Raw genomic sequence first — 25073 nt, 5'->3', positions numbered from 1 at the left:
CTCTCCCCGATGGAGTTCGAACAGCAGCACCACGCAGCAGCTAAACTCTCACTCGCAGCATGAACCCCTGTGTCCACAATCCGGGGGTCACCTCAGAGAAGGATACGGCGCCAACAAGACACGCCCCGCGCCATATCACAGAACTTGAGTCTGAGTCTCAGGTTTCCGGGCACCAGCCGCAAACGTCAAAAAGGGGCTACTGGGGCTCCGTAGGATCGCTGTTGCGCTGGGTGGCAAGGCGTCAGGCCAAGTCCAGTTGCGTCTCCTCGAGCGGCGACCACAGTCGACTGACCTACATGAACGGTCAGCGCCGCTGAAGGGGAGGCAGCATGGGCAGGCACCGACGCCAGTCCACCCGCCGTTGGAAAGGCCCCAGCCCGGGGCACCTCTGGCTCGTCTTCCAGATCGCCTTCTGGTTGAGCCAGCACGTGCACCCGGGCCACGCCTGGCTCATGATCCAGAACCTGTCTGGGTGAACCATCGCGTGAACCGATAGGCCGGGACCTTCCTCACACCGAGGCCGCCCTGATCTCTTGCCTGGGATGGGGCGGCCTTCGGCATCCCTGCACCGAGGCACAGGGACGCTTCTACCGGCCCAGCGAATCTCATGCACTAGATCGACACCTGGGGCCAGGGCCAACGTACCAACCGCTTGATTGATTTTGCAGCTGCAAGTCGCTTGAGACGTCGCGGAACACCCAATTCAAAGCGGCGATTTGACACACGGTTCCAATCGTGTGTATAAGCAATCCTCTTCATGGTCCGCCGCAAGCCAGGTCATGGTAGGCCGGACATCCGACGATCATCTCGCCTCTCCGGCAGTGACCTTGTCGGGCCAAGGAAGGGGAGCTCCCACAGAACCCGGACCATCGAGCCGATCCCGCCCTGTGGCCGACCTCCAACGCCACCTCGTCGCACCGCTCCAGCGCCACCGTCGCCGTCGGTCCCGGAAGAAGTCCGTCATGGCGTCAGCACCCGTTCCAAGCAGTCGAGTTCGGTCAGGGTCTGGCGGCCCGGGGAGCCGATGCCGGGTCAGCCGCTGAACTGATCCGCTCTCCTCCCCGGGAGGTACGCGCACGTACGGCGGACGCCGCCGGGCGCCCGTGGGAGGGTGCCCGGCGGCGTCCGCCGTACGTGCGCGTGGGGCGGCGGGTGTCAGGAGCCGGAGCCGGCGCCCTGGTAGGCGCCGACGTTGAGGCCGGCGGACGGGACCGGGTTGCCGAAGTAGTCGTGCGCGCCGCTGGGTGCCACCGGGGTGCCGCTGCCCAGCGCCGGTGAGCCGGCGGCGAGTTCGTAGCCGGTGGCGTTGTTGATGGAGGTGGCGTTGCCGGGGGCGACGAACAGCGGGTTGCCCTGGAGCGCGGGGGTGGCGGCGGGGCCGGCCCCGGTGACGTTCTGGTAGTCGTTGTAACTGTAGGTGCTGAGCGGGTCGTTGAGTACCGAGCCGCCGGGCCGGCCGACGAAGATGTTGTTGGTGAACCTGAAGGTGGAGGCACCCGACGCCATCACCATGTTCGGGGTGGTGGGGTCGTAGAAGGTGTTGTTGTAGATCTGCGAGCCGGGCTCGTCACCGCACAGCAGGGTGATGACGCCCAGGTAGCCGGCGCCGACGTCGTTCTGGCTGATGTTGTAACGGTAGATGCCGCCACTGGAGTTGGTGCCCTGCGAGGGGCAGCTGAACAGGGCGCCGCCGCCGTTGTCGTGGCTGAAGTTGTACTGGTAGACGGGGTTCTGGTTGCCGCCCTCGAAGTCGAACGCCATCGCCGGGCTGACGCCGTGCGAGACGTCGTTGTACTGGAACACCGCGTCGTCGGAGTTCCACGGGTAGGCGCCGACGTTGTAGTCGGCGGAGCGCTCGTTGTAGCCGTTGATGACGTTGCGCTCGACCAGCGGGGCCTTTCCGTTGAACACCAGGATGCCGTCGCCGCCGAGGTCGGTGAGGGTGTTGGCGCGGACGACCACCCGGGTCAGCGGCACGAACGAAGTGCCGGGCCCGGTGGGGTTGTTGGCGCGGCGCTGCCAGGAGGAGACCAGGGCGATGCCGGTGCGGTCGACGTGGTTGACCGTGTTGGAGGTGATCCTGACGTCGTCGAAGCCGGTGGGGACGGTGCTGCCGCCCGCCTCGACGACGATCCCGCCGCTGGGGGTGGGGTAGCGGCTGTCGCTGCCGTTGACGTCGTGGACGTTCAGGTTCTGCAGCCGGTAGTGGCTGCCGGTGCCGTAGTCCTCCAGCAGGACGTAGACTCCGGTGCGCTGCTGGCCGGGCGTGGGCGCCGGGCCGGTGTTGCTGACGTCCAGGTTGCAGAGCACGTAGCCCTGGACGTTGTGCAGGAAGACCGCCGCGGTGGCGCCCTGTCCGTCAATCTTCGCCTTTCCGTGGCCGTACGAGGCCAGCGTGACCGGCCTGGCCGACGTGCCCGAGCCCTGCGGTGCGAGGGTGCCGGCGCAGGTGACGCCGCCGCGCAGGCGGACGGTGTCACCGGGCCGCAGCTGCACGGAGTTCACCCGGGCCAGGCTCTGCCAGGCGGTGGCCGCGCTGGTGCCGGCGGCGGTGTCGCTGCCGGCCGAGCAGTCGACGTAGTACGTGGTTGCGGCGGCGGAGTCGGTACCCGCGGCGGCGGGGCCGGCCGCGGCGAGTACGAGTCCGATGGTCGCGGTCATGCCTGCGAGCGCGCGTATCCGCGAAGGCTTTCTCATCCTGAACCCCTTCAGGCCTCGGGGAAGTCCCCGGCGGCGCTGTTCCGGTGAACTGTTGCCGGTCGATTGGTGTGCTGGCCGGATCTTGACGGCCGCCGCTCGAGAAACACTCGAACATCGTTCAAGTTGTCCCCCGCCGCAGGCCAACGGCCGCCCGGCCGGGCGGGCGTGACCGGTCGGATGCGAAGCGTTTCCATGTCCGTGAACAGCCAATTCAGGGCTCCCGGGGCCCGCCGCGCCGCGCGCGCCGGGTGGCGGGCGGTGCGGCGGGAGCCGGCCAGGAAACGATCAGGGACCGACCGGATCAAGCCACTTCGTATGCGCGGGGCCCGCTCCCGGCGGGCGTGCCCGGTACTCCGGTGAAGCTCGAGCCGCCCTGGCCACCATTTCGCCGCAACCGACAGATTTCCCACCCCAGTACGCCACAACGGAGGTTCCCACCATGAGTCCACGGCGCACCGAGGCTTCCGGCCGCCGCCTGCGGTGGCTGGTGCCGCTGCTGATCCTGCTCGGCTGGCTGGTGGTCAGCGGCGCCACCGGCTCGTTCCAGTCCAAGCTGGGCAGTGTCGTCGTCAACGACGGCGCGGCCTACCTGCCGGCGAACGCCGAGTCGATCAAGGCCGGTGACGAGCAGAACCGCTTCTGGGACAACAAGACCTACCCGGCGGTGGTCGTCTACGAGCGGGCCTCCGGCATCACCGACGCCGACCGCGCCGCCGTCCGCGCCGACGCCGGCGCCGCCGCCCAACTGCCCCAACTGCGCGGCCCGGTCAGCCCGGTGAGCGCCTCCGCCGACGGCCGGGCGCTGCAGTTCACCGTCCCCATCGTCGACAAGGCCGCGCCGCTGCACGACGCGGTGGGCAGGCTGCGGGCCATGGCCGGCAAGCACCCCGGGCTCGCCGGGCACGTCACCGGCCTCGGCGGCCTCTACGACGACCTGTCCGGCTCGTTCAGCAGCATCGACGGACAGCTGCTGCTGGCCGCCGTCGGCCTGGTGATCCTGGTGCTGTTCCTGGTCTACCGCAGCCCCACCCTGCCGGTCCTGGTCCTGCTCGGCGTCGGGATGGCCTCCGGGGTGGCCGCCGCCGCCGTCTACGCCCTCACCAAGAACGGGACGATCTCCCTCACCGGCCAGAGCCAGGGGGTCCTGTCGGTACTGGTGGTCGGCGCCACCACCGACTACTCGCTGCTGCTGATCAGCCGTTACCAGGAGGAGCTGCGCCAGACCCAGAACAAGTACGACGCGCTGTGGGCGGCCTGGCGCGCGGTGCTCTGGCCGGTTCTCGCCTCCGGCGGCACGGTCATCCTGGGCACGCTGTGCCTGCTGCTCAGCGACCTCAACAGCAACCGCAGCATGGGCCCGGTCGCGGCCCTCGGTATCGCGGCGTCGCTGCTGACCGCGCTGACCTTCATGCCGGCGGTGCTGGCCCTGACCGGGCGGCGCGCCTACTGGCCGGTCAAGCCGGTCTTCGGCAGCGCCACCGAGCGGGCCGGCCACGGCACCTGGGCCCGGATCGCCGCGCTGGTGGGGCGCAGGCAGCGCCTGGTCTGGGTGTCGGCGGCCGTGCTGCTGGTCATCGCGGCCGGGTACTCCAGCCAGTTCAAGGCCGCCGGTGTGGGCCTGGCCGACGGCTTCAGCACCCGCACCGACGGGGTGGCCGGCCAGGACGCGCTGAGCGCCCACTTCCCCGGCGGCGCCGGCACCCCCGTGACGGTGATCGCCAAAGAGGGCTCCCTGGACGCGGTGGTCGCGGCCGCCCGGGGCATCGGCGGCCTCACCTCGGTGGCGCCGCTGACCGCCGCCGGCGCGCCCAAGGTGGTGGACGGCCTGGTCGACGTCGACGCCGTGGTCCTCAGCACCCCCGACAGCCCGGCCGCCGTCCACGCGGTGCGCCAACTGCGCACTGCCGTGCACCAGTTGGCCGGGGCCGAGGCGAAGGTCGGCGGCTACACCGCCGTCACCATCGACACCCGCGACTCCGGGGACCGGGACCTGCGCACCGTCATCCCGCTGGTGCTGCTGGTGATCCTGGTGGTCCTGGCGCTGCTGCTGCGGGCGGTCGTCGCGCCGCTGCTGCTGGTCCTGACCGTGGTGCTCTCCTACGCGGCGTCGATGGGCGTGTCGGCGTTCTTCTTCAACAAGGTGTTCCACTTCGCCGGCGCCGACCCGTCGATCCCGCTGCTCGGGTTCGTCTTCCTGGTCGCCTTCGGCGTCGACTACAACATCTTCCTGATGCACCGGGTCCGCGAGGAGTCCCTGCGGCTGGGCACCCGCACCGGCACGCTCACCGCGCTGCGGCTCACCGGCCCGGTGATCACCTCGGCCGGCGTGGTGCTGGCCGCGACCTTCGCCGCCCTCGCCGTGGTCCCGCTGGTCTCGATGACCGAGCAGGCGTTCATCGTCGCGTTCGGCGTGCTGCTGGACACCATGCTGGTGCGGTCCCTGCTGGTGCCGGCCCTCACCCTCGAGCTCGACCGGCGGGTCTGGTGGCCCTCCCGGGCCGCGTTCGCCGCGCCGGCGGCCGGCTCGCGCACCGGGGCGCACTCCGCGCGCCAGCCGCAGCACACCCACTGAAACACCCCGTAAAGCCGGTGTGCCCCCGGTCTCCGAGGACCGGGGGCACACTGGCGTTCGCCGACGCGGGTCAGGCCTTGTAGCAGGTCACCAGGGTGTCGTAGTCACCGAGCGGGGTGACCACCGTCCGGGCGAAGCCGGCGTGCTGCGCGTACTCCACGATCTCGGCGGCCGGGTACTCCGAACCGCCGTCGGTGACCAGCAGCATGTCCAGGCTGATCACCAGGTTCTCCGCGTGCTCCGGCTCGTCGTCCAGCATCCGGTCGTAGACCAGCAGCGTGCCGCCCGGGCGCACCGCGTCGAACGCCTTGTGCACCAGCTCGTCGCGCTGCTGCGGGTCCCAGTCGTGCAGGACGTGGCCCAGGATCACCACGTCCGCCTGGGGCAGCGGGTCGGTGAAGAAGCTGCCGCCGTGGAACTCCAGCCGGTCGGTGAGCCCGAGTTCGGCCACCAGCTCCTTGGCGAAGGGCTCCATCTCGGGCAGGTCGAAGACGTGCCCGGCCAGGTGCGGCCGCGCCCGTACGATCTGCGACGCGAGGTTGCCGCGCGCCCCGCCCACGTCCAGGACCGAGCCGTGGCCCGACCAGTCGTACGCCTCGATCAGCTGCGCGCCCAGGACGTTGGTGAACGCGTCCATGCTGCCGATGAACTGCCGCAGGATGTCCGGGTTCTGGGTCACCTCGTCGTAGTGGCTGCCCGACTGCTGCTCGCCGGTGCGCAGCGCCTCGCCGAGCCGTCCCCACGCCGGGTAGAGGTTGCGGCTGGAGCGCAGCAGGAAGCCGCCGACGAACTCGGCTCCCCCGCGTACCAGGTGGCGGTCGGTGCCGGGTGCGTTGCGGTAGCGGCCGTCGCTGCGCTGAAGGATGTCCAGGGCCGTCAGCAGGTCGAGGAAGTCGCGCAGGCCGCGTCCGTGCAGGGACAGCAGCTCCTTGACCTGCTCGGCGGTGGCGGCGCCGCCCGGCGCGTTGTGCAGCTGCGTGAACAGGTCCAGTTCCACAGCGGTCAGCAGTGCCTTGGCATCGCAGAACGCGTTGCCGAGCCGCAGTATCCCGGCGGCAGTGCCGACGTCCGGGGCCTTGGTCGTCATCGGTGGGACTCCTTCCTGGACGCCTGACTGCCAGGCGCCAACCGGTCGGGCCGACGCTGTCAGCCGGGCGTGGAGCACCCCTCGAACCTGCCTGGAGGCGGCCGGGCGCGACCGGGATGCCAGGAATTCTCGAGGCGGCGTCGGTACCTCTTGCGCAGTGCCGCGGATCGACCCGCCTCACCGCGCACACCAGGTTCCGCGGGTCCGTGCCCGCCCAGAACGAGGCACTGTTCTTAAGTTCATGAGGGGACACGCATGTATGACGTGAACATCCCTGTGTTGATCGTGGGAGCGGGGCCGGTAGGCCTCTCCACCGCCCTGTTCAGCGGGCGCCACGGGATCCGCACGATGGTGCTCGAGAAGCGCGACTCGACCTCGCTGCTGCCGCGTGCGCCGGGCCTGCAGGCCCGCACGCTGGAGCTGTTCCGGGCCGCCGGCATCCATGCCGACATCCGGGCCCTGGAGATGGGCGACTCCCACCCGTACTTCGAGGGCGGGATCATCCAGGTCAACACCTTCGCCGAGATCGACGACGCGGTGCTGCTGGAGTCGCCGTCCCTGGACGGGCCGACCGTCAGCCCCGAGCGGGTGATGGGCTGCGGCCAGGACCGGTACGAGAAGGTCCTGGTCGACAAGGCCCGGGAGTTCGGCTCGGACGTGCGGTTCGGCACCCGGCTGGTGGAGTTCAGCCAGGACGACGAGGGCGTCACCGCGATCGCCGAGGAGAACGCCACCGGACGGCGCTTCACCATCCGCGCCGGGTACCTGGTGGGCGCGGACGGCGCGAACAGCGCGGTCCGGCGCCACCTGGGCGTGGAGCGGGTCGGCCGGGGCACCGTCTTCAACGCGCTGAGCATCTACTTCAAGGCCCCCGAACTCGAAGTGGTCCTCAAGGGACGCAAGTTCATCCTCTGCTACGCCAATGTCAACAACACCCTGATGGGCCTGTCCCGGCTGCACGGCTGCGACCCGTACCTGGCGGCGCCGCTCTACCACCCCGAACTCGGCGAGAAGCCCGAGGACTTCACCGACGAGCGGTGCGTGGAGATCGTCCGCACGGCGGCCGGTGTGCCGGACCTGGCGGTGGAGATCGTCGACAAGGTGCCGTGGCAGGGCGCCCAGCTGGTGGCCGAGCGGTTCCGCACCGGCCGGGTCTTCCTGGCCGGGGACGCCGCCCACCTGCACCCGCCGGCCGGCGGGTTCGGCGCCAACACCGGTATCCACGACGCGCACAACCTGGCGTGGAAGCTGGCGGCGGTGCTGCACGGCTGGGCCGGCGACGAGCTGCTGAACACCTTCGACGCCGAGCGCCGCGCGGTGGGCTCGGCGATGGCCGCGCAGGCGATGGTCCGCAACCGGATCCGGCACGGGTACGGCACCGACCAGGACCGGGCCGAGATGGTGGACGACATCATCATCACCCTGGGGTACCGGTACGCCTCCTCCGCGATCACCAGCACCACCGGCGGCCCGGTGCTCAGCCCGCAGCTGGAACTCCTCGGCGAGCCCGGCACCCGGGCACCGCACGTGTGGCTGGAGCGCGGCGGGGAGGTCATCTCCACCATCGACCTGTTCTGGGACTCCTTCGTGCTGCTCACCGACGAGGCGGGGACCCCCTGGGCCCAGGCGGCCGAGCGGGCGGCCGCCGAGCTGGGTGTGCCGCTGCGGGTGCACCGGGTCGGGGCGCGCAGCGAGCTGCGCCCCAAGGACCGCGACTGGGCCAAGGCGTACGGGATCGCCCCGGGCGGTGCGGTGCTGGTGCGCCCGGACGCGTTCGTGGCCTGGCGCGCCGAAGGGCCGGACGCGGCCGGCGCGGACGCGCTGGCCGGGGTGCTCGCCCGCGCCGCCGGGCTCGCCCCGGTGGCCGCCGCGGCCGCCGTGGCTGCCGTGGCTGCCACGGTCGGCTAGGACCGTCCGGCACGGCACGGCATGACAGACCGTCCGTCCGTCCCGGGGGGGGCGGCCTGCTCCGTTCAGCGGAGCGGGCCGCCCTTTGGTCCTTGTCCGGCGGTCCTTTCCAGTGGTCCTTGTCCAGTGGTCCTCGTCCAGCGGTTCTCGTCCGGCGGCGGACCGGCCGCTCCCACCCGTTCGCGAGACAGGAGTTCTCCGTGAGCTGCAATCAGGTACCGGTATGAGCAGCGGTCAGGCGGAAGCCCTCTTCCTGGCGCTGGCCGTCGTGCTGGCGCTGGCCCGCCTGCTGGGGGCCGCCGCCCGGCTGGCCGGCCAGCCGGCGGTGCTGGGCGAGATCCTCGGCGGGATCCTGATCGGCCCGACCTTCTTCCACGGCGCCGTCGCCCGGCAGCTCCTGCCGGCCGCCGTCCAGCCCTACCTGGGCGCGCTGGCGGGGCTCGGGCTGGCCCTGTTCATGTTCCTCGTCGGCTTCGAGATGGAGCACGCGCTGCTGCGGGCGCAGCTGCGGACGGCGGCCGGGGTGGCGCTGTGCTCGGTCGCCGTGCCGTTCGTGCTGGGCGTGCTGCTGGCCACCCAGCTGGTCCAGCACCACCAGGTGCGCAGCCGGGCGGGTTTCGTGGTGTTCCTGGGCGCGGCGATGGCGGTCACCGCCTTCCCGGTGCTGGCGCGGATGCTGGCCGACCGGCAGATGCTGCGGACGCAGGTCGGCGGGATCGCGCTGGCCAGTGCCGCCGCCTCCGACCTGCTGGCCTGGCTGCTGCTGGCGGTCGTGGTGGTGGTGGCGGGGGGTCCGGCGCAGTGGCGCCTCGTCCTGGTGCCGGTCTACCTGGCCGTGCTGGTGGGTGTGGTGCGGCCGGTGCTGCGCCGGGTGCTGGCCGCCCGGGAGCCCGGACAGGACCGGGACGGCGGGGAGGGTGGGGGCGTGGTGCTGGCGTCGGGGGCGGTGGCGGCGGTGCTGGGGGGGCTCATGCTGTCGTGCTGGGCCACCGAGTGGCTGGGGCTGCACTACATCTTCGGTGCGTTCGTCTTCGGGGCCGTCATGCCGCGCGGCGGGGGGCGGCGGGTCCACGAGGGGATCACCGAGAGTCTGCGCAGTCTGGGTGTGGTGTTCCTGCTGCCGGTGTTCTTCGTCACCGCCGGTCTCAAGGTCGACCTGTCGCACCTGGGTTCGCGTCAGCTCGGTGAGCTGGCGCTGATCCTGGTGACCGCCGTCACGGGGAAGGCGCTGGGCGCGTTCGCGGGCGCGCGGGCGCAGCGGATCCCGGCCCGTCAGGCGGGTGTGCTGGCGGCGCTGATGAACGCCCGGGGCCTGACCGAGCTGGTGATCCTCTCGGTCGGGCTGCAACTGGGGGTCCTGGACCAGGACTTGTACTCGCTGATGGTGGTGATGGCGATGGTCACCACCTTCATGACCGGCCCGGCGCTGCGCCTGCTCTACCCGAAGACCCAGGCCGAGCAGGACCGGCGGGCGGCGGAGGGCGGGCCGGCCGCCGGCCTGGAGCGCACCGGTCCCGCGCAGGCCGGGCGGGCGCCGGTGGCCTGAGGGGCGGGACGTCGCGCGGGCGCGGCGGGCCAGCCTGGCGGCGCATGACGCTGCGTCAAATATTGCTGGTCCTGGACCGTTTCGGCGGTTCTGGCCTCCTGGGTCGTTCCCCGGCCAGCGGCGGCCCCCGCGCCCCGCCGGCCGGGGGCGGCCGCCAGACGTCCGAGTTGGCCACGCATCACAGCCGCTCCCACCACCTGCCGAGCCGCCGGGTCACCGGGTCACCGGTCAGGCCCGGGGGCTGCCGGGCTCACCCACACGGCGTGCGAGCGCCCGCCCATGGCGAACGAGAGGGTCAACTGCCCGTCGCGTTCGAAGAACTCCGCGACGCGCTGCGCCGCGTTGGGCCGGGTCAGGAAATACTCGTAGGCGTCGGCCTGCACCGCGCCGAGCGGCAGTGCCCGCAGCGTCGTCCACAACGCGGCGAGCGCGTCCGGAAGTCGGGCGAACACGGCGGGGTCGGTCACTCCTTCGATCTCGACGGTGAACGGCCCTGCCGCGCTCGCGGCGGCCGGGGTGCCCGCGTTCTTTCCGGTTCTCATCGGCGGTCCTTTCCTCGGGGCGCCCCGGAGGGACGCAAGTGGACGCCCGCACCGACCAGAACGGCACGGACGGCGTTGAAACTGGTGCCCAGCCCGGCGGCGATCTCGCGGATCGACGCCCGCCGGCCGACGTAAAGGCGGACGATCTCCAGGGCCGGCAGCGGCTGACGGGGCCGCCGGTCCCGCGCGACACCGTGACGGTCCAGCAGCGCGTAGATCGACCCCCTCGGTATGCCGTTGGCCGCGCTGATCTGCGTGAGCGGCAGCCCCGCCCGGTAACCGGCGATCACGTCCGGCGCCACGCCATCCCACTTGCTCCACCCCGGCCGCATACTCATACCGGACACCCCGCAGCTGCGCCCGCCGGACCGAGCGTGCACCACATCGCCTTCCCGACGCCGCCCGCGCGCGGGCAGCAACCCCACCCGGTCGCCAACTCCCGTACCAGCAGCAGTCCCCGGCCGCACTCGTCGTCCCCGCCCGCCGGGCGCACCACCGGTCGGACATTGCTCGCGTCGTGCACCTCGATCCGCAACTGACCGGACCCGAACTCGAACCGCACCCGGATCAACCGGCCGGGCGGCGTACGCGCGTGCACCACCGCTTTGGCGACAAGCTCAGAAAGCAGCAACTCACCCACCTCCGCGAACAGTTCGCCGCCCACCATGTCAGCGAGGAAGTCCCGCAGGAGCCTTCGGGCAGCGCCCGCCGACTTCCGGTGGCGCGGCAGCCAGCAGGCGTGTTCACCCGCCACGGCGGGCGGTCTGTCGAGCGTTTCGGGCATGGCGAGGCAGCCTCCGGGCGCGGTCGGGCGGACGTGATCCGGGAGGCCAACGTCCCGGCGACGGCCGGATGCAGGCATGAGAATGCCCGGGTGACCAGCCATCATGATCACGATCTGTCGTGACGACGACTACTCCCCGTAGCTTGCTCCTGGGAGTTCCTATAGTGCAAGTCCCCACTTTGGAAGTCATCAAGATTGTTGTCGTGACCGGAGGAGGGCAGACTTACAGCGCACACCGGAAGGGAGGTCTCGACATGCCCGTGAACAGGAACCCGACCGTCCGTCAGCGGCGGCTCGCCCGAACGCTCAAGGAGCTTCGGACCGCCAGGCGTCTGACGCTGGCTCAAGCCGCGCAGCAACTCGCATGCGCTGAGAGCAAGATCAGCCGCATCGAGGCGGCCCAGTCAGGCATCCGCGTTGTTGACCTCCGGTTGCTGCTCGACCTCTACGAGGTTCACGATCCCGCTGCGAGGAGCCGCTTGGAGGCCCTCTCCCGTGAGGGTCGTCTGCGTGGATGGTGGGACCGCTACTCGGAGACACTGTCGCCCGTTTACGCCGACTACATCGCGCTCGAAGCCGACGCCTCGGACATGTACAGCGTCCAGACGCTTCTGGTGCCGGGCCTGTTGCAGACGGAGGACTACACGCGGGCGGTCGTCCGAGCGCAGATAGAGGACGCGACGCCCGAGCAAGTCGAAACGCTGACCAAGGTGCGCCAGGAACGGCGGTCCGTCCTGGCGCGAGAAGTGCCGCTGCGTATGTGGGTGGTGCTGTCCGAGTCCGTGCTCAAGCATCAGATCGGCGGGCGCTCGGTCATGCGTGAACAGCTCGAGTTCCTGGTCGCGGTTGCCGAACAGCCGAACATCAACGTCCAAGTCCTGCCGGAAGCTTCGGATGTTCATGCGGCCCTGTTCGGTCCTGTTGCCGTTCTGAGCTTTCCTGAAACGACCGAAACAGACGTGGTGTATGTGGACAGCCTCCTCAGTACGCTCTACATCGAGGAGCCGGCCGAGGTGTTCAAGTACGCCAACCTGTTCCGCCGAGCTCTGGCGGAATCGCTGCCACGCACGGAATCAATCGCGCTCATCGAGCGCACTGCAAAGGAGTGGTCCACATCATGATGAGCAATTTCCTGCCGTCCGCCTCCGCCACCGGACTTGAGTGGCGCAAGTCTTCGTTCTCGGGTGCGCAGAGCGATTGCGTCGAAATCGCCGATGGTGTTCCCGGCGTGGTCCCTGTGCGCGACTCGAAGAATCCCGACGGCCCGGCACTGGTCTTCCCCGCCGACGCCTGGCGTGTGTTCGTCACCGGGGTCAAGGCGGGGGACTTCCCGGTCGCCTGACCACCCGGCCGTACCACCGAACCAGCCCCGGCAGGGAATCCGCCCGCCCTTCATGAAGGAGCACCTGTGAGCACGCACCCCGAGTCAGCACGGAAGCCCTCTACTCCGTCGACCTCACAGGCGCGGATTGGCACACCTCCGAGGCGTCCAGCAACGGGGGCGCCTGCGTCAAGGTGACCGCGATCGTCGCCAACGGCGTCCAGGTCGGCGTGGCAGTCCGCGACTCCAAGCTCCCCGCTGACGACCCCCCGCGAGCTGCACTACACCATGGCGGAGTGGGAGGCGTTCGGAAGTGGCATGGCAGCTGGTCAAACCAACCTGTACGCCGCCAGAGCGAATTGACGCGCGCCTGTCCGTAATGCGATCGCGAAGGCCCCGGCGCCGAGCCCCCGACGGTCTTTGCGGACGGCTACACCGGGTCCCTCTATCTGCACAAGCCCAACGAGCTCGAACGATCTGACTCGGCGTTCGGGAACATCTGGGACACATCACTCAACGAACAGGCGTCCAGCCGCCTGATTTCCGACGTGGCAGGGAGCTATGGAACAGGTTGATCTGGCTGGCGTGACGTGGTTCAAGTCCAGCCACAGCAATGGCGACGCGAACTGCGTCGAAGCCGCATTCATCGGTTCGGGCATCGTGCCGGTCCGTGACTCCAAGGACCCTGACGGCCCCGCATTGGTTTTCCCCGCCGACGCCTGGTCGGCGTTCGTGGCCGGGGTCAGGGCCGGAGACTTTCCCGCTGACTGCTGAACAACCTTCGGGCCGTGGCGATCAGTCCTGACGATACGTCGGGCCTGATCGCCGGGGTGGCCGAGGAGATGCACTGAGAGAAGAGGTAGCAGCATGAGCAAGGTCGACACCTGCGAAGCCGTGTGGCGCAAGAGCACGTACAGCAACGGACAGGGCGAGTGCATCGAGGCAGCCGACGGCCTTACGGCCATCGTGCCTGTCCGGGACTCCAAGGACCCCGACGGCCCAGCGCTGGTCTTCCCGGCCGCCGCGTGGTCAGCCTTCGTGGCAGGTGTTCGCGCCGGGGACTTCCCCGCCGACTGCTGACCGCCCCGACCCTCGACAGCCCCGGCCGCGCGGGGGCTGTTGCGTACCCTGGAGTGTCGGTTCTCTGGCTGAGGGAAGTTGCAAGGGAGTACAAGTAATGACCGTAGATCTCACAGACGTGACATGGCGTAAGTCTTCATTCAGCGGCGGGAACGGCGGCAACTGCATCGAGGTGGCCGACGGCTTCCCCAGCCTGATGCCGGTCCGTGACTCCAAGGACCCTGACGGCCCCGCGCTGGTCTTCCCCACCGACGCATGGTCAGCCTTCGTGGCCGGGATCAAGTCCGGTGACTTCCCCGCAGACTGCTGACCCGGTCCGCGCCCCGACAGCCCCCGCACTGCGGGGGCTGTGGCATATCCTGGGCCAACTACCGGCGCCAGCCCGGCTCTCGGCCCGCTGGGGCGCCAGGGCGCACACCCGGGGCAGGCAAGATCTGTGATCGGCCACTGGTCTTCCCCACCGACGCCTGGCGTGTGTTCGTCACCGGGGTCAAGATCGGGGACTTCCCGGTCGCCTGACCGCCCGGCCGTACCACCGGACCAGCCCCGGCTGTCCTGTGACGGCGAAGTCGGGACGGTTGTCACCGAAGTCGGGACAACGTCGATCTGTGTCATCGAAGTCGGGAACCGGCCGGGCCCGCGGGTGGTGTCAGAGGAGGACCACGGCGGTGGCGTCGCCGTGCCCGCCGGCGCGGCATTCGCGGGAGGCGGCGGTCAGAGCGTCGGCGAGGGCTGACCGGCGTGGGAGGTGTGCGGGCGGGCGTGGGCTACCGGGGTTGTGCTTCGGGTCCGCTCGAACCAGTGGTTTGACTCCGGCTGGCGACAAAGCTGTCCTTCGTGTCCGTACCGTGTGAGGTGCCATGCCCCTCCGGAGCAAGGAGTACCTGTGGCCAACAGCTTCCAGACCGAAGAGATCCCGCACGGCTTCGCGTTCACCGAGACCGGCGCCCTCATCCACTACAAGCACACCATCATCCTGACCGTGCCACCGCCCAACGCCGGTCCATGGGGCGACACGTGGCTCAGCTTCGGCTGCGCGTGGGCGGACACCAAGCTCGGCGTGAGCATCTACACCAACGGCACCTGGAGCGGCGTGACGCCCCGCAATGTCCCCGATGGTGGCAACCGCCTCGCCGAGAAGCTCCCCCCGGGCACCCAGAAGGTCGTCATCGGCCGCATGAAGAAGGACGCCGCAGACTGGGCGGACAACCTGCCCATCAGCTGGCTCCTCGAATACCTCGGGACCTGACAGGCATCCCGTGCCCTGGCTCAGCTATCCAGGCCGAGCCAGGGCGTCCGGCCTGCCCGCCGTCACGGGCTCGGGTGCTGGAAGGTGACCTCCGGGTTCGCCGGTGACGGGCCGTCGAGCAGGGGCTGGGGGATGCCCTTCAGCTGGAGGTCGAAGAAGGCCGCGACGTAGGAGCGGGTGAGCTCCGCTGCGCGTTGCCCCGGGAGGGTCGCGCCCGGGAGGGGGATGTTCAACTCGGAGGCGAGCACGGTCAGGTCGGTGAAGCTGACGTGGTCGGTGCCGCTGACGGTCAGCCAGCGCTTCCAGCCGTCCAGGTTCGCCCAGGCACTGTCCCAGGAGGCGTCCTCGCCGGGGGCGTGTCCGGACTGGGTGCCCAGCAGCAGGAAGGGGCGGTGGTCCAGACCGGTGGCGGGGATGGGGATGTCGAACGTGCCGTCCATATCCACCCCGGCGCGCACCCGCTGGTCGGCGGCCATGGCCGAGGCGGCGGAGCTGCCGCCGACGGAGTGGCCTGCCATGCCGATCCGCTGCGGGTCGATCATGTGCGCGTAGTGCCAGGGAGAGTGGTGGCCGGTCAGTTGGTCGATGACGAACGAGATGTCCGTGGCCCGGATCTGGTTCACCTGCGGCCACCCGTCGGGGAGGTGGTCGCAGAAGGTGCCGCAGGTGAGGGTCCGGCCGTCGGGGAAGGTGGTTCCCGAGTCCTCGTAGGTGTGGTTGACCAGGGCGACCACATAGCCGTGGCTGGCCAGGTCCTCGGCGAGGCTGGTGAGGGTGGAGCGCGGCATGGTGTAGCCGGGAGAGAGCAGCACCAGGGGGAAGCGGCCGGGCGCCGGGCGGGGGCCGGTCCGTGCCCAGGTGCGGGTGTCGCTGAGCGTCCGGGGCGGGATGCCGGCTCCTGGTGCCTGCCGCTGCAGGAGGAGTTGTGCTTCCTCGGTGGTCATGTACTGTGCGGGCTCGCCGGTGCCGGGCCGTGCGGGGTAGTAGACCGACACCATCAGCTGGCGCGGGCCGGCGGCGGGCACCCAGGGGTCCGGGCGGTCCGCGTCGACCAGGTGCAGTGTGCTGAGTCCGACCGCGTGCGGGCTGGTGGGGCGGGGCAGCGCCAACTGGACGCCGACGCCGGACGGGGCAGCCGTCGCGCCGACGCCGGACGGGGCAGCCGTCGCGGCGGCGGCGGGCCCGGCGGCCGCCGAGGCGGCTCCTGCCGTGGCGGTGGACAGGGCGAGGGCAAGCACGAACGCGGCCGGTGCGGCGGCACGACGAATTCCGGTCATAGCTGCAACTCTAGTCGTATTAAAGTGACTTGACGTCGACTCAGAGGAGGATGGACCGGTCCGGGGCCCCTAGGTGTTTACCGGGAGAGGTCCCTGAGGCCGGCTTGCGGGGGCTCGTTTCCGGGGAGGAAGCTCGACATGTCTGTGAAGTCGAACCGTTCAGTGCTCGCGCTGGTCGCGCTGCTTGCGGCCGTGCCGCTTCTCGCGAGCTGCAGCAGCGCCAACAAGGCTTTGAGTTGCGGCAAGACGGCCGTCAGTGTCGCCGGTGACGTGCAGGACCTGACCGACTCGGCCACCAACGTCGGTCAGTTGACCGACGAGAGCCGGCGGCAGAAAACCGTACAGGCGCTGAAGAAGCTCGACGAGGATGCCGGGAAGCTCCGGAAGCCGGGCAGCAAGGCCGACCTCAAGAAGGTGGCTGACGATCTGTCAAAGGCCGTCGGCAATGCCCAGAAGAGCGTCGCCGACGGCACGACGCCCGATCTCGGGCCGATCGCGAGTGCTGCGGGTGACCTGACCAAGACCTGTGCCTCGGCGTCGACTTGACCCGGTCGCAGCGGTTTCCGTGACACGCGCAGCCGCCGTCCCACCGGGCCGTCCCGGACGGGGCCGGGTGGGGCCGGGTGGGCCGTACTGCGTGCGAGTGCCCGAGGTGGTCATGCCCGGGCCGTGATGCCGAGGTCGGCGAGCAGGCCGCGGATGCGGGTCTCGATCCGGTCGCGGATCGGGCGGACCGCGTCGACGCCCTGGCCGGCCGGGTCCTCCAGCTTCCAGTCCAGGTACTGCTTGCCGGGGAAGTACGGGCAGGCGTCGCCGCAGCCCATGGTGATCACCACGTCGGAACTCTGCACGGCCTCGACGGTCAGGACCTTCGGGGTCTCGGCGGAGATGTCGATGCCGACCTCGCGCATCGCCTCGACCGCCGCGGGGTTGACGGTCTCGGCGGGGGCGGAGCCGGCCGAGCGGACCTCGACGTGGCCGCCGCCGAGGCGGGTGAGGAACGCGGCGGCCATCTGGGACCGGCCGGCGTTGTGCACGCAGACGAACAGCACGGATGGGACGGACGGGACGGCGGGGGCGCTCACGGGGACCTCCTTGGGTCATGAGGCGGTGCGGCGGGTGGTGGTTCAGCGGCTGGTGGCGGCCAGGTGGTCGCCATGCGGGACGACGACGTCCTCGGCGGCGGGCGCCGGGCGGCCGAACAGCACCGCGACCAGCGCGGCGCCGACCACCAGGCCGACGAGCTGGGCGGCGATGAACGGCAGGACGGAGGAGGGGGCGATGCCGGCGAAGGTGTCGGTGAAGGCCCGGCCGATGGTCACCGCCGGGTTCGCGAAGCTGGTCGAGGACGTGAACCAGTAGGCGGCGCCGATGTACGAGGCGACCGCGACCGGGGCGAAGTGCGCGCGGCCGGTGCGGGCCAGGCCGAAGATCAGCAGGATGAGGCCGGCGGTCGCGACGACCTCGCCCAGCCACAGATGCGGCGCCCAGCGGTCATGCGTCGACCAGCGCACCAGCGGCTCGGCGAACATCGCGTCCGCGAGCACCGCCCCGCCGATCGCGCCGGCGATCTGGGCCGGGACATAGGCCGCGGCCTCCCGCAGGCCGGGCCCGTCGCCGTCGCGGCGACCGCTCCACCAGGCGGCCAGGGTGACGACCGGGTTGAAGTGGGCCCCGGAGACGGGGCCGAGCAGCAGGATCAGCACGCCCAGGCCGAACACGGTCGCCAGCGAGTCGGCCAGCAACTGCACGCCCACGTCCGAGGTGAGCTTGGCGGCCTGGATACCGGAGCCGACCACGACCGCGACCAGCGCGCCGGTCCCGACGAACTCCACGGCCGCCCTTCGGCCCAGCGGGGCTGTCGCGGTCATCTCGCACCCGCCGGGGCCTCGAGCAGGGACGACAGGCGGGCCAGGGCGCCGGGCAGCACCCAGTAGTAGACCCAGGTCCCACGGCGCTCGGAGCCGACCAGGCCGGCCTCGCGCAGCACCTTCAGATGGTGGGAGATCGTCGGCTGGGACACGTCGAACGGGCCGGTCAGGTCGCAGACGCACGCCTCGCCGCCCTCGTGCGAGGCGATCAGCGACAGCAGCCGCAGCCGCACCGGGTCCGACAGGGCCTTGAACATCTTCGCCAGATCGACGGCGGCCTCTTCACCCAGCGGCTCGCGGACCATCGGCGAGCAGCACACGGCCGCGTCGTCCCGGCCGAGCACCGGCAGTTCCAGATTCGACATGCATCTATATTGACAGTCATCGATTCTGGTGGCAAGGTCGGCCATATCGACAACCGTCGAATCAAGGATCGGATCGGGGAGACGCCATGTCCCGCGTCCAGCTCGCCCTTCGCGTCGCCGACCTCGAAGGCTCCATCGCCTTCTACTCCGAACTCTTCGGCACCGGGCCCGCCAAGCGCCGGCCCGGCTACGCGAACTTCGCCGTCACCGAGCCCCCGCTCAAGCTCGTCCTCATCGAGGGTCAGGCCGGCGAGGACACCCGTCTGGACCACCTCGGCGTCGAGGTCGCCTCCACCGAGCAAGTCACCGCAGCCGCCGACCGCCTGAAGGACGCGGGCCTGGCCACGTCCGAGGAGAACGACACCTCCTGCTGCTATGCCCTCCAGGACAAGGTCTGGGTCCACGGCCCGGGCAGGGAGCCCTGGGAGGTCTATGTCGTCAAGGCCGACGGCGACCGGCTCGGCAAGAACGCCGCCGCAGGAGATGCCTGCTGCGCCAGCGGCGAGCAGACCTCCGAACCCGCCACCGCGGCGGCCGGATGCGTCTGCGGCTGACCACCACCACGTGATGGCCTCGCCCCTGGCGGGGGCGAGGCCATCACGCCATCCACCGCCATCCACCGCGAGCCACCGCGCGATCCGGCTCCTCCGAACGGGCGGCGGGGCGGGACTCCCCCTGCGGGTCGGCGGGGAAGTCCGGCGCGGCGTATCGCGGGCCGAAGGTCCCGGGCAGCACGGGGACCCCGGAGGTCAGCCGACGGGGTTGCGGGGCTCGTCCAGCCAGACGGACTGCTCGCCGTCCGCCGTGACTGTCAGGCCGAACCGCGACAGCTCGGGCCTGCCTGCCTCCAGCCACCACAGCCGGGCCGAGGCGACCTCGTCCCAGAGCCGCCGGGGCCCGGCCTGCTGGACGGCGTCCTCCTGCTCCCACCCCTGGTACCGTGCCGACGCCCACGAACCACCGGGCCCGTCCGACAGTTGTATGCGGAAGGTGCGGTGCGGATCGGCGGCATCCCAGGTGTGGACGTAGCGCACGCCCGGGACACGCAGGCCGATGGCGAACGCCGCGTGCACGTTCTCCTCCGCGAGGTCGGGGTCCATCGGGGAGGCGCCCCTCGCCTGCGGTGACCGGTCCGGGCCGGTCACCGTATGCGGGCGCTGCGCCCGCATCCACATGAACGACACGTTGTCCACGAAACGGCCGTACGACTCACGGCCCCGTTCGCCGACCACCAGGCGCAGCAACCCGGCGTTGGCGTAGGGCGTGCCCCAGGGGTCACGATGAGGCCGCCGGGGCGGGTCTGCTCGAGCCACGGGAGCGGGACGTGCTGCACGGCCGCCGTGGAGTGGATGCGGTCGTACGGTGCGCCGGCCGGCCAGCCGGTGAGGCCGTCCCCGACCACCAGCGTCGGGAAGACGCCTTGGTCGGCAAGGCGTTCGGCTGCCGCGCCGGCCAGGGTGGCGTCCACCTCGATCGAGGTCACCCGGTGGTCTCCGAGTCGCGCGCACAGCAGGGCGGTTGTCCATCCGGTGCCGGTGCCGATGTCCAGGACCGTGTCGGTGTCCCGCACGTCGAGGTGGTGGAGCATCGAGGCGACCAGGGAGGGCATGGACGCCGAGGAGGTGCCGGGGCCGTGGTCGGCGCCGTCGTCCAGTTGGGTGACCACCACGTCGTTCGCGTTGACGGCCGACCACCAGTCGGCGGGAGTACCGGCGCGGCCGGCCCGGCGGTAGCCGGTGGGTTCGTCGTCGTCCGGGATCCAGATGCTGTTCGGGATGAAGGCGGAGCGCGGGGCGCGCTCGAACGCGCCCCGCCACTCCTCCCCCAGCGTCCCGGAGTTGCTCAGCTCATCGAGGAGCTGCGGGTACTGGTCCACTGGGTTTCGCTCACTTCTTCTTCTCGTCCGGGCCGGCCGGGGGGACCTTGCGGGTCCACTGGCCGTCCGACTCCCTCTTGGACTGGTTCTTGTCGCCTGCCTCGCCGCCCTTGCCGTCCCCGTGGCCACCGCCGGTGTTGCTGTTGCTGTTGCTGTTGCTGTTGCTTCCGCCCTTGCCCCAGGCCATCTGTCGGTCCCTTCTCGGTTCGTCCGTCGGTTGGTGTGGGCCTCCCCGCGCCCGGCGGGTGTCGTCGCCGGGTGCGGGGAGGAGTCTGTGTCAGGGCACGGCGCGCACTCGCAGGTCCGCGTGGGTGGTCTTGCCGAGCGCCTCGACCTGCACACCCCAGTGCCCGTGGGTGAGTTGGTGCACCATGCCGAGCCCCCGACCCGACTCGGCGCCCGCTCCGGCGTCGACCAGCACGGGCATCGTGCGGGAGCCGTCCCGGACAGCGATGCGTACCGTCTGGAGGGTGATGCGGCGGATCGTGACGGCCATCCTGCGGTGACAGCCGGTGCGGTACGCGTTCGTGGCCAGCTCGGACACGATCACCTCGGCGTCGTCCACCAGAGCGTCCAACTCCCAGTCCCGGAGCTTGTTCCGCACCAGCCTGCGGGCGGCGGACGCGGATTCCGGGGCATAGGGAAGCATCATCGTCGCCGGGACCACCGCGCGGACGCCAGGCTCCGTGCTCGTGGTCATCGGCGTCTCCCCTGGGCGGCTGCGGGCTCTACCGCGTTGAGCGGCTTGGTCACCAGTGAACGGCCGTCAGATGCCGGCGACCAGAGCAGAACCAGGGCAACACTCAGGCGTAATCAGCGCACTGACTGTGCTGACCTCGGGGTATGCCTAGACAGAGCGGGGGCGGGAACGGCGTCCAGGCGGGAACGCCTTGTCCAGCGGCGCAAAGCGCTGGGCTACAGTCAGGAATCGTTCGCCGAACAGCTTGGGGTTGCCACCTCCACGGTCGTGCGGTGGGAGGGCGGCAAAACGGACCCTCAGGGCTACTTGCGTCCCAAGATGGCCCGGCTCTTGCAGGTCACTGCCCGAGGGCTGGCAGACCTGCTCCGCACACCCGCTCTGCCGCTCCTGGTCGGCCCGGTGGTTCCCGAGAATCCTCCAGACGCTGGTGACGTTGACGACATGAACCGCCGCGATTTCCTGGGCCTGCCGGCCATAACCGGAACCTTCGTCGCGCTCCCACAGCTGGACGCCCACCAGGAACTCAGCAGCCGGACGGCATCCCTCACCGTGACCGCCGGTGCACTGAACTCCCATCTCTGGCAGGTTTTCGCGCTCTCCGAGTCCAAGCAGGCCGTCTACCCCCTGGTGCGGCACCAGCTGGGCACCCTGTCCAAGGGACTGGAGGAGGTACGCAGCGAGGCAGCTCACAAGCAGCTGTGCGCGCTCGCGGGCGACCTCTACCAGCTCGCCGGGGAGATCTTCTTCGACTCCAACCGGTACACCGACGCGGCACAGTGCTACGCCTTGGCGGCAAGTGCCGCGAAAGAGGCTGGAAGTTACGACCTGTGGGCCTGTGCGCTGACCCGGCACGCGTTCATCGGCATGTACGAGCGCAAGTTCGGCGTGGTGGCCCCGATGCTGTCGGCTGCGGCGATGGTCGCTGAGCGCGGGGATGGCCGGCTCTCCACCCGGTACTGGGTCGCCGCCGTGCAGGCCGAGGCGTACGCGGGGATGGGTGACCTGGACGCCTGCAACCGCGCCCTGGACCTCGCCGATCAAGTGCACCTGCTGGACGGGGAGATCCACAACGGCGGATGGCTGCGGTTCGACGGCACGCGCCTGGCCGAGGAACGCGGGACCTGCTACCTCGAACTCGGCCGCCCCGACCTTGCCGAGCAGTCCCTGACGGCCGCACTGGCGCAGGATCTCTCGCTGCGCCGCCGGGGGGCTGTACTGGCCGAACTCGCCGTGCTCGGCGCCCAGCGCGGCGACCTCGACCGGCTGATGCAGTACAGCGGGAGCGCGGTCGAGCTCGCCGAGCAGACCGGCTCGGGCTACCTCGGCAAGAAGCTCCGGAGACTCCGGTCGCAGCTCGCGCCGCTCATGACCGACAATCGCGTGTCGGATCTGCACGACCAGATTTCGGCGCTTGCCGGTGCCGCCTGATGAAGGGATGACCAGATGACGAACGACGCGGGGCGCATCTTCCGTGAGGCGTGGATCGCCGGGGTCACGAAGCACTTCCCCGGTGAGCCGAAGCCCGGGTACATCACCCCGTGGGAGGAAACCCCGGACTGGGAACGGCAGTCAGCCGCTGCGGTCTACGGTCAGGTGCGCGACTTCGTTGAGGTGAGCGGCGGTACCACCCGCAAGCTCAGCCGCGAGCAGAAGGGCCGGTTCGTCGCGCTGTGCTGGATCGCCCAGATCCACAAGCACATCGAGAACCCGAAGCCGGGCTACGTCGCGGACTGGGACCAGCTGCCCGAGTGGCAGCAGGAGACCGACGCGGACATCTTCGAGCGCATCGAACAGGCCGGCTGAGGAACCGGGCAGCGCGACGGCCGCCACCCATGGCGTGAGGGTGGCGGCCTTCTGCTGCCACCCTCACGCACTCAGCCGCCCGCCCGAAGCACCCGGGATACGTCGGGCATCCTCGCGGAGCAGGGTCGGATCATGCAGGCGCCGGCCCAGGTCCTGCCGGGCTTGCTGAACCGTCGAGGACGGGGACGGCATGAAAGGTCAGGTTCCCATCAGGCCGGCTGGTACTCCGAGTGCGGCACAGCACGATCCCAGACCGCCTCGAAGGCAGCCGCACAGAACTTCACCGTGTTCTGATCCTCGGTCAGCTCCGGTTCAGTCGGCTCGCCGTCGCCGTCGAAGTGGTTCACGAGGAGCAACCGGTCATCGAAGACCCAGAAGTCGTTGCCCGGGAGTACGAGGTCGGTCGCGCACCTGCGGGGAAGCCATCGGACATCTTCACCGGCCGCCACGTTCAGCCCGGCGGTGATCTCGTCGGGTCATGCCCGGCGTTGGACGTCGTCCTCACCTCGACCGGCAGCCGCGAACACTGGGACGATGCCACGACAGCTCTCGCCCACCCGGTCCCCGAAGGCCGACTCAGGAAGGTGCTCGATGTCCTTTCAGCCGGATGACGCGACCCGCCACCGCATGGAGGCCGCACACACCAAAGCCGCCGCCTTCCTCGGCCTCGCCTGCTCCGGCCCGTCCGTCTTCGGTACCTCCGGCTCCACCATCGGCCGCCGAGCCGAAGACCGCTGGCTTCGCGTCTCCTGCCACAGCCGCCGCCACGCCCCCCGGCCGTCTGGCCAAGGACCCCTCGGGGCGCAGCAGTTCATCCCGCAGTCCGTTCCGCGCCCACGGCTGCACGACACCGTGGACTGGACCGAGGCCGGCTGTTTCCACCAGGCCGACGTCTTCGACTTCACGGGGCCCGTGGTGTCCCTCACGCCGGATCTACGCACGGACCCGGATCTGGGGGACAGCTGGTGGAGCGGCCTGAGAACGCGCTGGACGGCATCGCGACGGCGCCCGGTACGAAGGTCACCTTGCGGCCGTCCTGGATGGAGGAGGTGTTTCCGAAGTACCTCGGCATCCCCGCCCCCGCGGAGGTGGAGCGGATCACCGGTCACGGCGACCTGCACTGGGCCAATCTGACCGCCCGGCCGCTCATGGTCCTGGACTGGGAGCGCTGGGGGCTCGTCCCGGTCGGCTACGCCCCCGCGCTTCTGTGGGTGAGCAGCCTTCTCGTTCCGGCGGTCGCGGACCGTATCCGCACGGAGTTCTCCGCCGTCCTCGACACCCCGGCGGGACGTGTCGGCCAACTGGCCGCCCTCGCGGAGATGCTCCAGGCCGTCGACCGGGGGTACTACCCCGAGCTGGCGCCCCTCCTCGCCGACGCCGCGTGCAAGCTCACCGGGGTTCGTCCGGTGGACTGACGCGGGCAGGGCCCACCGCTGCCCGGCCCCGCACAGTGCGGGGCCGGGCAGACGGCGTGGGCGGCGGTGGGTCAGAGGGCGGCGGTGGCGAGGAGTTCGACCTGTTTGAGGTCGGCCGTGCAGGGCAGCAGGATCAGTTCGTCGCAGCCGGCCTCGGCGTAGGCCTGGACGGCGTCCTGGATCTGGTGGGTGTCGGTGAGGACGCCTGAGGCGGTGCGTTCGGCCTTGGGGCCGACGAAGGAGTAGTACGCGCGCAGGTACTCCCCTGCCGTGCGGCCGGCGTCCGGGCCGAGGTGGGCGTAGACGAGTGAGACCATGCGCGGGCGGTCGGTGCGGCCTTCCTCGGTCCAGGTCCGCCGGGCCTGGCGGACCAGTTCGGCGTAGGCGGTGACGGAGTTCCCGCCCGCGATCCAGCCCGTGCCGAATTTCGCGGAGCGGCGCATCGCGCGCGGGGAGTGCCCGCCGACCAGCAGCGGGATGCCGCCCGGGCGCGGCACCTGCGGGCCGATGCCGGGGACCGGGCCGGCGCCGGCCCAGATGTCCTTGAGCTCGCCGAGGAGCCGGTCCAGGGCCGCGCCCCGGCCGGGGTAGTCGGCGCCGGTCGCGGCGTAGTCGTCCTCGCGTCCGCCGGCGGCCACGCCGAGGACCAGCCGGCCGCCAGAGATCGCGTCCAGGGTGGCGGTCTGCTTGGCGAGCAGCGCCGCGCCGCCCCGGTAGCCGGCGATCAGGATGGTGCTGGCCAGGCGGATCCGCTCGGTCACGGCGGCCGCGGCCGCGAGCGAGACCAGGGACTCGAAGCTGTCGTACACCAGCCGGTCCAGGACGCCGAGGCTGGCGAAGCCGCACTGCTCGGCCCGGCGGGCCCACTCGGGCAGCTGCGGCCCGTCCTTGTCCGGGACTGTGGTGGGCAGGCCCACTCCGATCTCCACAGGTCTCTCCTTCATCGCACGGGTACGGGGACAGGCGGCGGGCGTGGG

General features: G+C 70.6%; 29 protein-coding genes and 2 pseudogenes. 16 read left to right on the top strand and 15 right to left on the bottom strand.

Translation table 11 applies throughout. The features are described 5' to 3' along the window. Positions 1-1155 precede the first annotated feature (1155 nt). Positions 1156-2697: a right-handed parallel beta-helix repeat-containing protein gene (locus P3T29_RS27480; protein ID WP_280719344.1), complete on the bottom strand. Its 1542-nt coding sequence runs from the start codon at positions 2695-2697 to the stop codon at positions 1156-1158. A gap of 442 nt (positions 2698-3139) precedes the next feature. On the opposite strand from P3T29_RS27480, the gene P3T29_RS27475 reads away from it, so the two are divergent. Beyond that, positions 3140-5272 (top strand): MMPL family transporter, encoded by a 2133-nt coding sequence (locus P3T29_RS27475; protein WP_280719343.1) that lies wholly within the window; start codon positions 3140-3142, stop codon positions 5270-5272. 70 nt (positions 5273-5342) lie between these two features. Here P3T29_RS27475 and P3T29_RS27470 read toward each other — a convergent pair whose 3' ends face one another. Next, positions 5343-6359, bottom strand: coding sequence for a methyltransferase (locus P3T29_RS27470; protein ID WP_280719342.1), 1017 nt, complete (start codon positions 6357-6359; stop codon positions 5343-5345). A 255-nt stretch (positions 6360-6614) separates the two neighbouring features. On the opposite strand from P3T29_RS27470, the gene P3T29_RS27465 reads away from it, so the two are divergent. Then, positions 6615-8267, top strand: coding sequence for an FAD-dependent monooxygenase (locus P3T29_RS27465; RefSeq protein WP_280719341.1), 1653 nt, complete (start codon positions 6615-6617; stop codon positions 8265-8267). A 223-nt stretch (positions 8268-8490) separates the two neighbouring features. Next, on the top strand, positions 8491-9813 hold the full coding sequence (locus P3T29_RS27460) for a cation:proton antiporter (protein WP_280719340.1): 1323 nt from the start codon (positions 8491-8493) through the stop codon (positions 9811-9813). A 221-nt stretch (positions 9814-10034) separates the two neighbouring features. Here the strand turns inward: P3T29_RS27460 and P3T29_RS27455 are convergent, their stop codons facing one another. The 3 genes from P3T29_RS27455 to P3T29_RS27445 are packed head-to-tail and all read right to left on the bottom strand — an operon-like array spanning position 10035 to position 11139. Further along, positions 10035-10355: a hypothetical protein gene (locus P3T29_RS27455; RefSeq protein WP_280719339.1), complete on the bottom strand. Its 321-nt coding sequence runs from the start codon at positions 10353-10355 to the stop codon at positions 10035-10037. Continuing rightward, the gene (locus P3T29_RS27450; RefSeq protein WP_280719338.1) at positions 10352-10693 is read right to left on the bottom strand and encodes a hypothetical protein; all 342 of its coding nucleotides are present in this window, start codon (positions 10691-10693) and stop codon (positions 10352-10354) included. The genes P3T29_RS27455 and P3T29_RS27450 overlap by 4 nt, the downstream gene beginning before the upstream one ends. Then, entirely contained in the window at positions 10690-11139 is a 450-nt protein-coding gene (locus tag P3T29_RS27445; protein ID WP_280719336.1) for an ATP-binding protein, read from the bottom strand. The genes P3T29_RS27450 and P3T29_RS27445 overlap by 4 nt, the downstream gene beginning before the upstream one ends. A 179-nt stretch (positions 11140-11318) precedes the next feature. On the opposite strand from P3T29_RS27445, the gene P3T29_RS27440 reads away from it, so the two are divergent. The 7 genes and pseudogenes from P3T29_RS27440 (at position 11319) to P3T29_RS27410 (ending at position 14789) form a co-directional block, all read left to right on the top strand. Further along, positions 11319-12260, top strand: coding sequence for a DUF5753 domain-containing protein (locus P3T29_RS27440; protein ID WP_280719335.1), 942 nt, complete (start codon positions 11319-11321; stop codon positions 12258-12260). Then, a complete protein-coding gene (locus P3T29_RS27435) occupies positions 12257-12481 on the top strand; it encodes a DUF397 domain-containing protein (RefSeq protein WP_280719334.1) in 225 nt (74 codons plus the stop codon). Before P3T29_RS27440 ends, P3T29_RS27435 begins: the two co-directional genes overlap by 4 nt. 395 nt (positions 12482-12876) lie before the next feature. Further along, a pseudogene (locus P3T29_RS27430) lies at positions 12877-13035 on the top strand (XRE family transcriptional regulator); the annotation flags it as partial. After that, the gene (locus P3T29_RS27425; protein WP_280719333.1) at positions 13022-13234 is read left to right on the top strand and encodes a DUF397 domain-containing protein; all 213 of its coding nucleotides are present in this window, start codon (positions 13022-13024) and stop codon (positions 13232-13234) included. The pseudogene P3T29_RS27430 and the gene P3T29_RS27425, both read left to right, overlap by 14 nt. Positions 13235-13327: 93 nt before the next feature. After that, entirely contained in the window at positions 13328-13540 is a 213-nt protein-coding gene (locus P3T29_RS27420; protein WP_280719332.1) for a DUF397 domain-containing protein, read from the top strand. A gap of 97 nt (positions 13541-13637) precedes the next feature. Then, positions 13638-13850 carry a DUF397 domain-containing protein gene (locus P3T29_RS27415; protein WP_280719331.1) on the top strand — a complete coding sequence of 71 codons (213 nt, stop codon included), beginning with the start codon at positions 13638-13640 and terminating at the stop codon, positions 13848-13850. Positions 13851-14426: 576 nt separating this feature from the next. Continuing rightward, a complete protein-coding gene (locus tag P3T29_RS27410) occupies positions 14427-14789 on the top strand; it encodes a hypothetical protein (RefSeq protein WP_280719330.1) in 363 nt (120 codons plus the stop codon). Positions 14790-14851: 62 nt separating this feature from the next. Here P3T29_RS27410 and P3T29_RS27405 read toward each other — a convergent pair whose 3' ends face one another. Then, complete coding sequence (locus P3T29_RS27405; RefSeq protein WP_280719329.1) at positions 14852-16066, bottom strand: alpha/beta hydrolase; 1215 nt, start codon at positions 16064-16066, stop codon at positions 14852-14854. A 138-nt stretch (positions 16067-16204) separates the two neighbouring features. Here P3T29_RS27405 and P3T29_RS27400 point away from each other — a divergent pair, with 138 nt between their 5' ends. Continuing rightward, complete coding sequence (locus P3T29_RS27400; RefSeq protein WP_280719328.1) at positions 16205-16612, top strand: hypothetical protein; 408 nt, start codon at positions 16205-16207, stop codon at positions 16610-16612. Positions 16613-16722: 110 nt separating this feature from the next. Here P3T29_RS27400 and P3T29_RS27395 read toward each other — a convergent pair whose 3' ends face one another. Genes P3T29_RS27395 through P3T29_RS27385 form a run of 3 tightly spaced genes read right to left on the bottom strand, consistent with a single transcriptional unit; the run spans position 16723 to position 18302 of the window. Next, positions 16723-17151 carry an arsenate reductase ArsC gene (locus P3T29_RS27395; protein ID WP_280719327.1) on the bottom strand — a complete coding sequence of 143 codons (429 nt, stop codon included), beginning with the start codon at positions 17149-17151 and terminating at the stop codon, positions 16723-16725. 42 nt (positions 17152-17193) lie between these two features. Beyond that, positions 17194-17937, bottom strand: coding sequence for an aquaporin (locus tag P3T29_RS27390; protein ID WP_280719326.1), 744 nt, complete (start codon positions 17935-17937; stop codon positions 17194-17196). Then, positions 17934-18302, bottom strand: a complete 369-nt coding sequence (locus P3T29_RS27385) for a metalloregulator ArsR/SmtB family transcription factor (RefSeq protein ID WP_280719325.1) — start codon at positions 18300-18302, stop codon at positions 17934-17936. The genes P3T29_RS27390 and P3T29_RS27385 overlap by 4 nt, the downstream gene beginning before the upstream one ends. An 86-nt stretch (positions 18303-18388) precedes the next feature. Here P3T29_RS27385 and P3T29_RS27380 point away from each other — a divergent pair, with 86 nt between their 5' ends. Then, positions 18389-18856, top strand: coding sequence for an ArsI/CadI family heavy metal resistance metalloenzyme (locus P3T29_RS27380; RefSeq protein ID WP_280719324.1), 468 nt, complete (start codon positions 18389-18391; stop codon positions 18854-18856). A gap of 195 nt (positions 18857-19051) precedes the next feature. Here P3T29_RS27380 and P3T29_RS27375 read toward each other — a convergent pair whose 3' ends face one another. The 4 genes from P3T29_RS27375 to P3T29_RS27360 form a co-directional block, all read right to left on the bottom strand. Further along, the gene (locus tag P3T29_RS27375) at positions 19052-19402 is read right to left on the bottom strand and encodes a hypothetical protein (protein WP_280719323.1); all 351 of its coding nucleotides are present in this window, start codon (positions 19400-19402) and stop codon (positions 19052-19054) included. Positions 19403-19443: 41 nt separating this feature from the next. Then, the gene (locus P3T29_RS27370; RefSeq protein WP_280719322.1) at positions 19444-20178 is read right to left on the bottom strand and encodes a methyltransferase domain-containing protein; all 735 of its coding nucleotides are present in this window, start codon (positions 20176-20178) and stop codon (positions 19444-19446) included. 10 nt (positions 20179-20188) lie between these two features. Further along, entirely contained in the window at positions 20189-20365 is a 177-nt protein-coding gene (locus P3T29_RS27365; protein ID WP_280719321.1) for a hypothetical protein, read from the bottom strand. Between the two features lie 90 nt (positions 20366-20455). Beyond that, positions 20456-20878 (bottom strand): ATP-binding protein, encoded by a 423-nt coding sequence (locus P3T29_RS27360; protein ID WP_280719320.1) that lies wholly within the window; start codon positions 20876-20878, stop codon positions 20456-20458. A gap of 36 nt (positions 20879-20914) precedes the next feature. Here P3T29_RS27360 and P3T29_RS27355 point away from each other — a divergent pair. From P3T29_RS27355 to P3T29_RS27345, 3 genes and pseudogenes are all read left to right on the top strand, one after another. Next, a pseudogene (locus P3T29_RS27355) lies at positions 20915-21211 on the top strand (helix-turn-helix transcriptional regulator); the annotation flags it as partial. A gap of 108 nt (positions 21212-21319) precedes the next feature. Then, positions 21320-22306 (top strand): transcriptional regulator, encoded by a 987-nt coding sequence (locus P3T29_RS27350; RefSeq protein ID WP_280719349.1) that lies wholly within the window; start codon positions 21320-21322, stop codon positions 22304-22306. 15 nt (positions 22307-22321) lie between these two features. Further along, the gene (locus P3T29_RS27345) at positions 22322-22681 is read left to right on the top strand and encodes a hypothetical protein (protein WP_280719319.1); all 360 of its coding nucleotides are present in this window, start codon (positions 22322-22324) and stop codon (positions 22679-22681) included. A 209-nt stretch (positions 22682-22890) separates the two neighbouring features. Here the strand turns inward: P3T29_RS27345 and P3T29_RS27340 are convergent, their stop codons facing one another. Next, complete coding sequence (locus tag P3T29_RS27340; protein ID WP_348532870.1) at positions 22891-23130, bottom strand: DUF6879 family protein; 240 nt, start codon at positions 23128-23130, stop codon at positions 22891-22893. Between the two features lie 516 nt (positions 23131-23646). Here P3T29_RS27340 and P3T29_RS27335 point away from each other — a divergent pair. Then, a complete protein-coding gene (locus tag P3T29_RS27335) occupies positions 23647-24096 on the top strand; it encodes a hypothetical protein (RefSeq protein ID WP_280719318.1) in 450 nt (149 codons plus the stop codon). Positions 24097-24167: 71 nt separating this feature from the next. Here the strand turns inward: P3T29_RS27335 and P3T29_RS27330 are convergent, their stop codons facing one another. Next, positions 24168-25025: an LLM class flavin-dependent oxidoreductase gene (locus P3T29_RS27330; RefSeq protein WP_280719317.1), complete on the bottom strand. Its 858-nt coding sequence runs from the start codon at positions 25023-25025 to the stop codon at positions 24168-24170. Positions 25026-25073 lie beyond the last annotated feature (48 nt).

Source organism: Kitasatospora sp. MAP5-34 (genome assembly GCF_029894335.1).
GTDB lineage: Bacteria > Actinomycetota > Actinomycetes > Streptomycetales > Streptomycetaceae > Kitasatospora.
The sequence above is the reverse complement of the archived record's forward strand: the minus strand, read 5'-3'. Positions and strand labels throughout refer to the sequence as shown.

Bases quoted from the DNA above. Each gene is read 5' to 3' on its own strand.
- P3T29_RS27470 (WP_280719342.1), bottom strand. From the start codon at position 6,359: ATGACGACCAAGGCCCCGGACGTCGGCACTGCCGCCGGGATACTGCGG.
- P3T29_RS27445 (WP_280719336.1), bottom strand. From the start codon at position 11,139: ATGCCCGAAACGCTCGACAGACCGCCCGCCGTGGCGGGTGAACACGCC.
- P3T29_RS27380 (WP_280719324.1), top strand. From the start codon at position 18,389: ATGTCCCGCGTCCAGCTCGCCCTTCGCGTCGCCGACCTCGAAGGCTCC.
- P3T29_RS27350 (WP_280719349.1), top strand. From the start codon at position 21,320: ATGAACCGCCGCGATTTCCTGGGCCTGCCGGCCATAACCGGAACCTTC.
- P3T29_RS27475 (WP_280719343.1), top strand. From the start codon at position 3,140: ATGAGTCCACGGCGCACCGAGGCTTCCGGCCGCCGCCTGCGGTGGCTG.
- P3T29_RS27400 (WP_280719328.1), top strand. From the start codon at position 16,205: ATGTCTGTGAAGTCGAACCGTTCAGTGCTCGCGCTGGTCGCGCTGCTT.
- P3T29_RS27385 (WP_280719325.1), bottom strand. From the start codon at position 18,302: ATGTCGAATCTGGAACTGCCGGTGCTCGGCCGGGACGACGCGGCCGTG.
- P3T29_RS27450 (WP_280719338.1), bottom strand. From the start codon at position 10,693: ATGAGTATGCGGCCGGGGTGGAGCAAGTGGGATGGCGTGGCGCCGGAC.
- P3T29_RS27420 (WP_280719332.1), top strand. From the start codon at position 13,328: ATGAGCAAGGTCGACACCTGCGAAGCCGTGTGGCGCAAGAGCACGTAC.
- P3T29_RS27480 (WP_280719344.1), bottom strand. From the start codon at position 2,697: ATGAGAAAGCCTTCGCGGATACGCGCGCTCGCAGGCATGACCGCGACC.
- P3T29_RS27465 (WP_280719341.1), top strand. From the start codon at position 6,615: ATGTATGACGTGAACATCCCTGTGTTGATCGTGGGAGCGGGGCCGGTA.
- P3T29_RS27365 (WP_280719321.1), bottom strand. From the start codon at position 20,365: ATGGCCTGGGGCAAGGGCGGAAGCAACAGCAACAGCAACAGCAACAGC.
- P3T29_RS27345 (WP_280719319.1), top strand. From the start codon at position 22,322: ATGACGAACGACGCGGGGCGCATCTTCCGTGAGGCGTGGATCGCCGGG.
- P3T29_RS27405 (WP_280719329.1), bottom strand. From the start codon at position 16,066: ATGACCGGAATTCGTCGTGCCGCCGCACCGGCCGCGTTCGTGCTTGCC.
- P3T29_RS27460 (WP_280719340.1), top strand. From the start codon at position 8,491: ATGAGCAGCGGTCAGGCGGAAGCCCTCTTCCTGGCGCTGGCCGTCGTG.
- P3T29_RS27435 (WP_280719334.1), top strand. From the start codon at position 12,257: ATGATGAGCAATTTCCTGCCGTCCGCCTCCGCCACCGGACTTGAGTGG.
- P3T29_RS27425 (WP_280719333.1), top strand. From the start codon at position 13,022: ATGGAACAGGTTGATCTGGCTGGCGTGACGTGGTTCAAGTCCAGCCAC.
- P3T29_RS27375 (WP_280719323.1), bottom strand. From the start codon at position 19,402: ATGGACCCCGACCTCGCGGAGGAGAACGTGCACGCGGCGTTCGCCATC.
- P3T29_RS27390 (WP_280719326.1), bottom strand. From the start codon at position 17,937: ATGACCGCGACAGCCCCGCTGGGCCGAAGGGCGGCCGTGGAGTTCGTC.
- P3T29_RS27360 (WP_280719320.1), bottom strand. From the start codon at position 20,878: ATGACCACGAGCACGGAGCCTGGCGTCCGCGCGGTGGTCCCGGCGACG.
- P3T29_RS27455 (WP_280719339.1), bottom strand. From the start codon at position 10,355: ATGAGAACCGGAAAGAACGCGGGCACCCCGGCCGCCGCGAGCGCGGCA.
- P3T29_RS27415 (WP_280719331.1), top strand. From the start codon at position 13,638: ATGACCGTAGATCTCACAGACGTGACATGGCGTAAGTCTTCATTCAGC.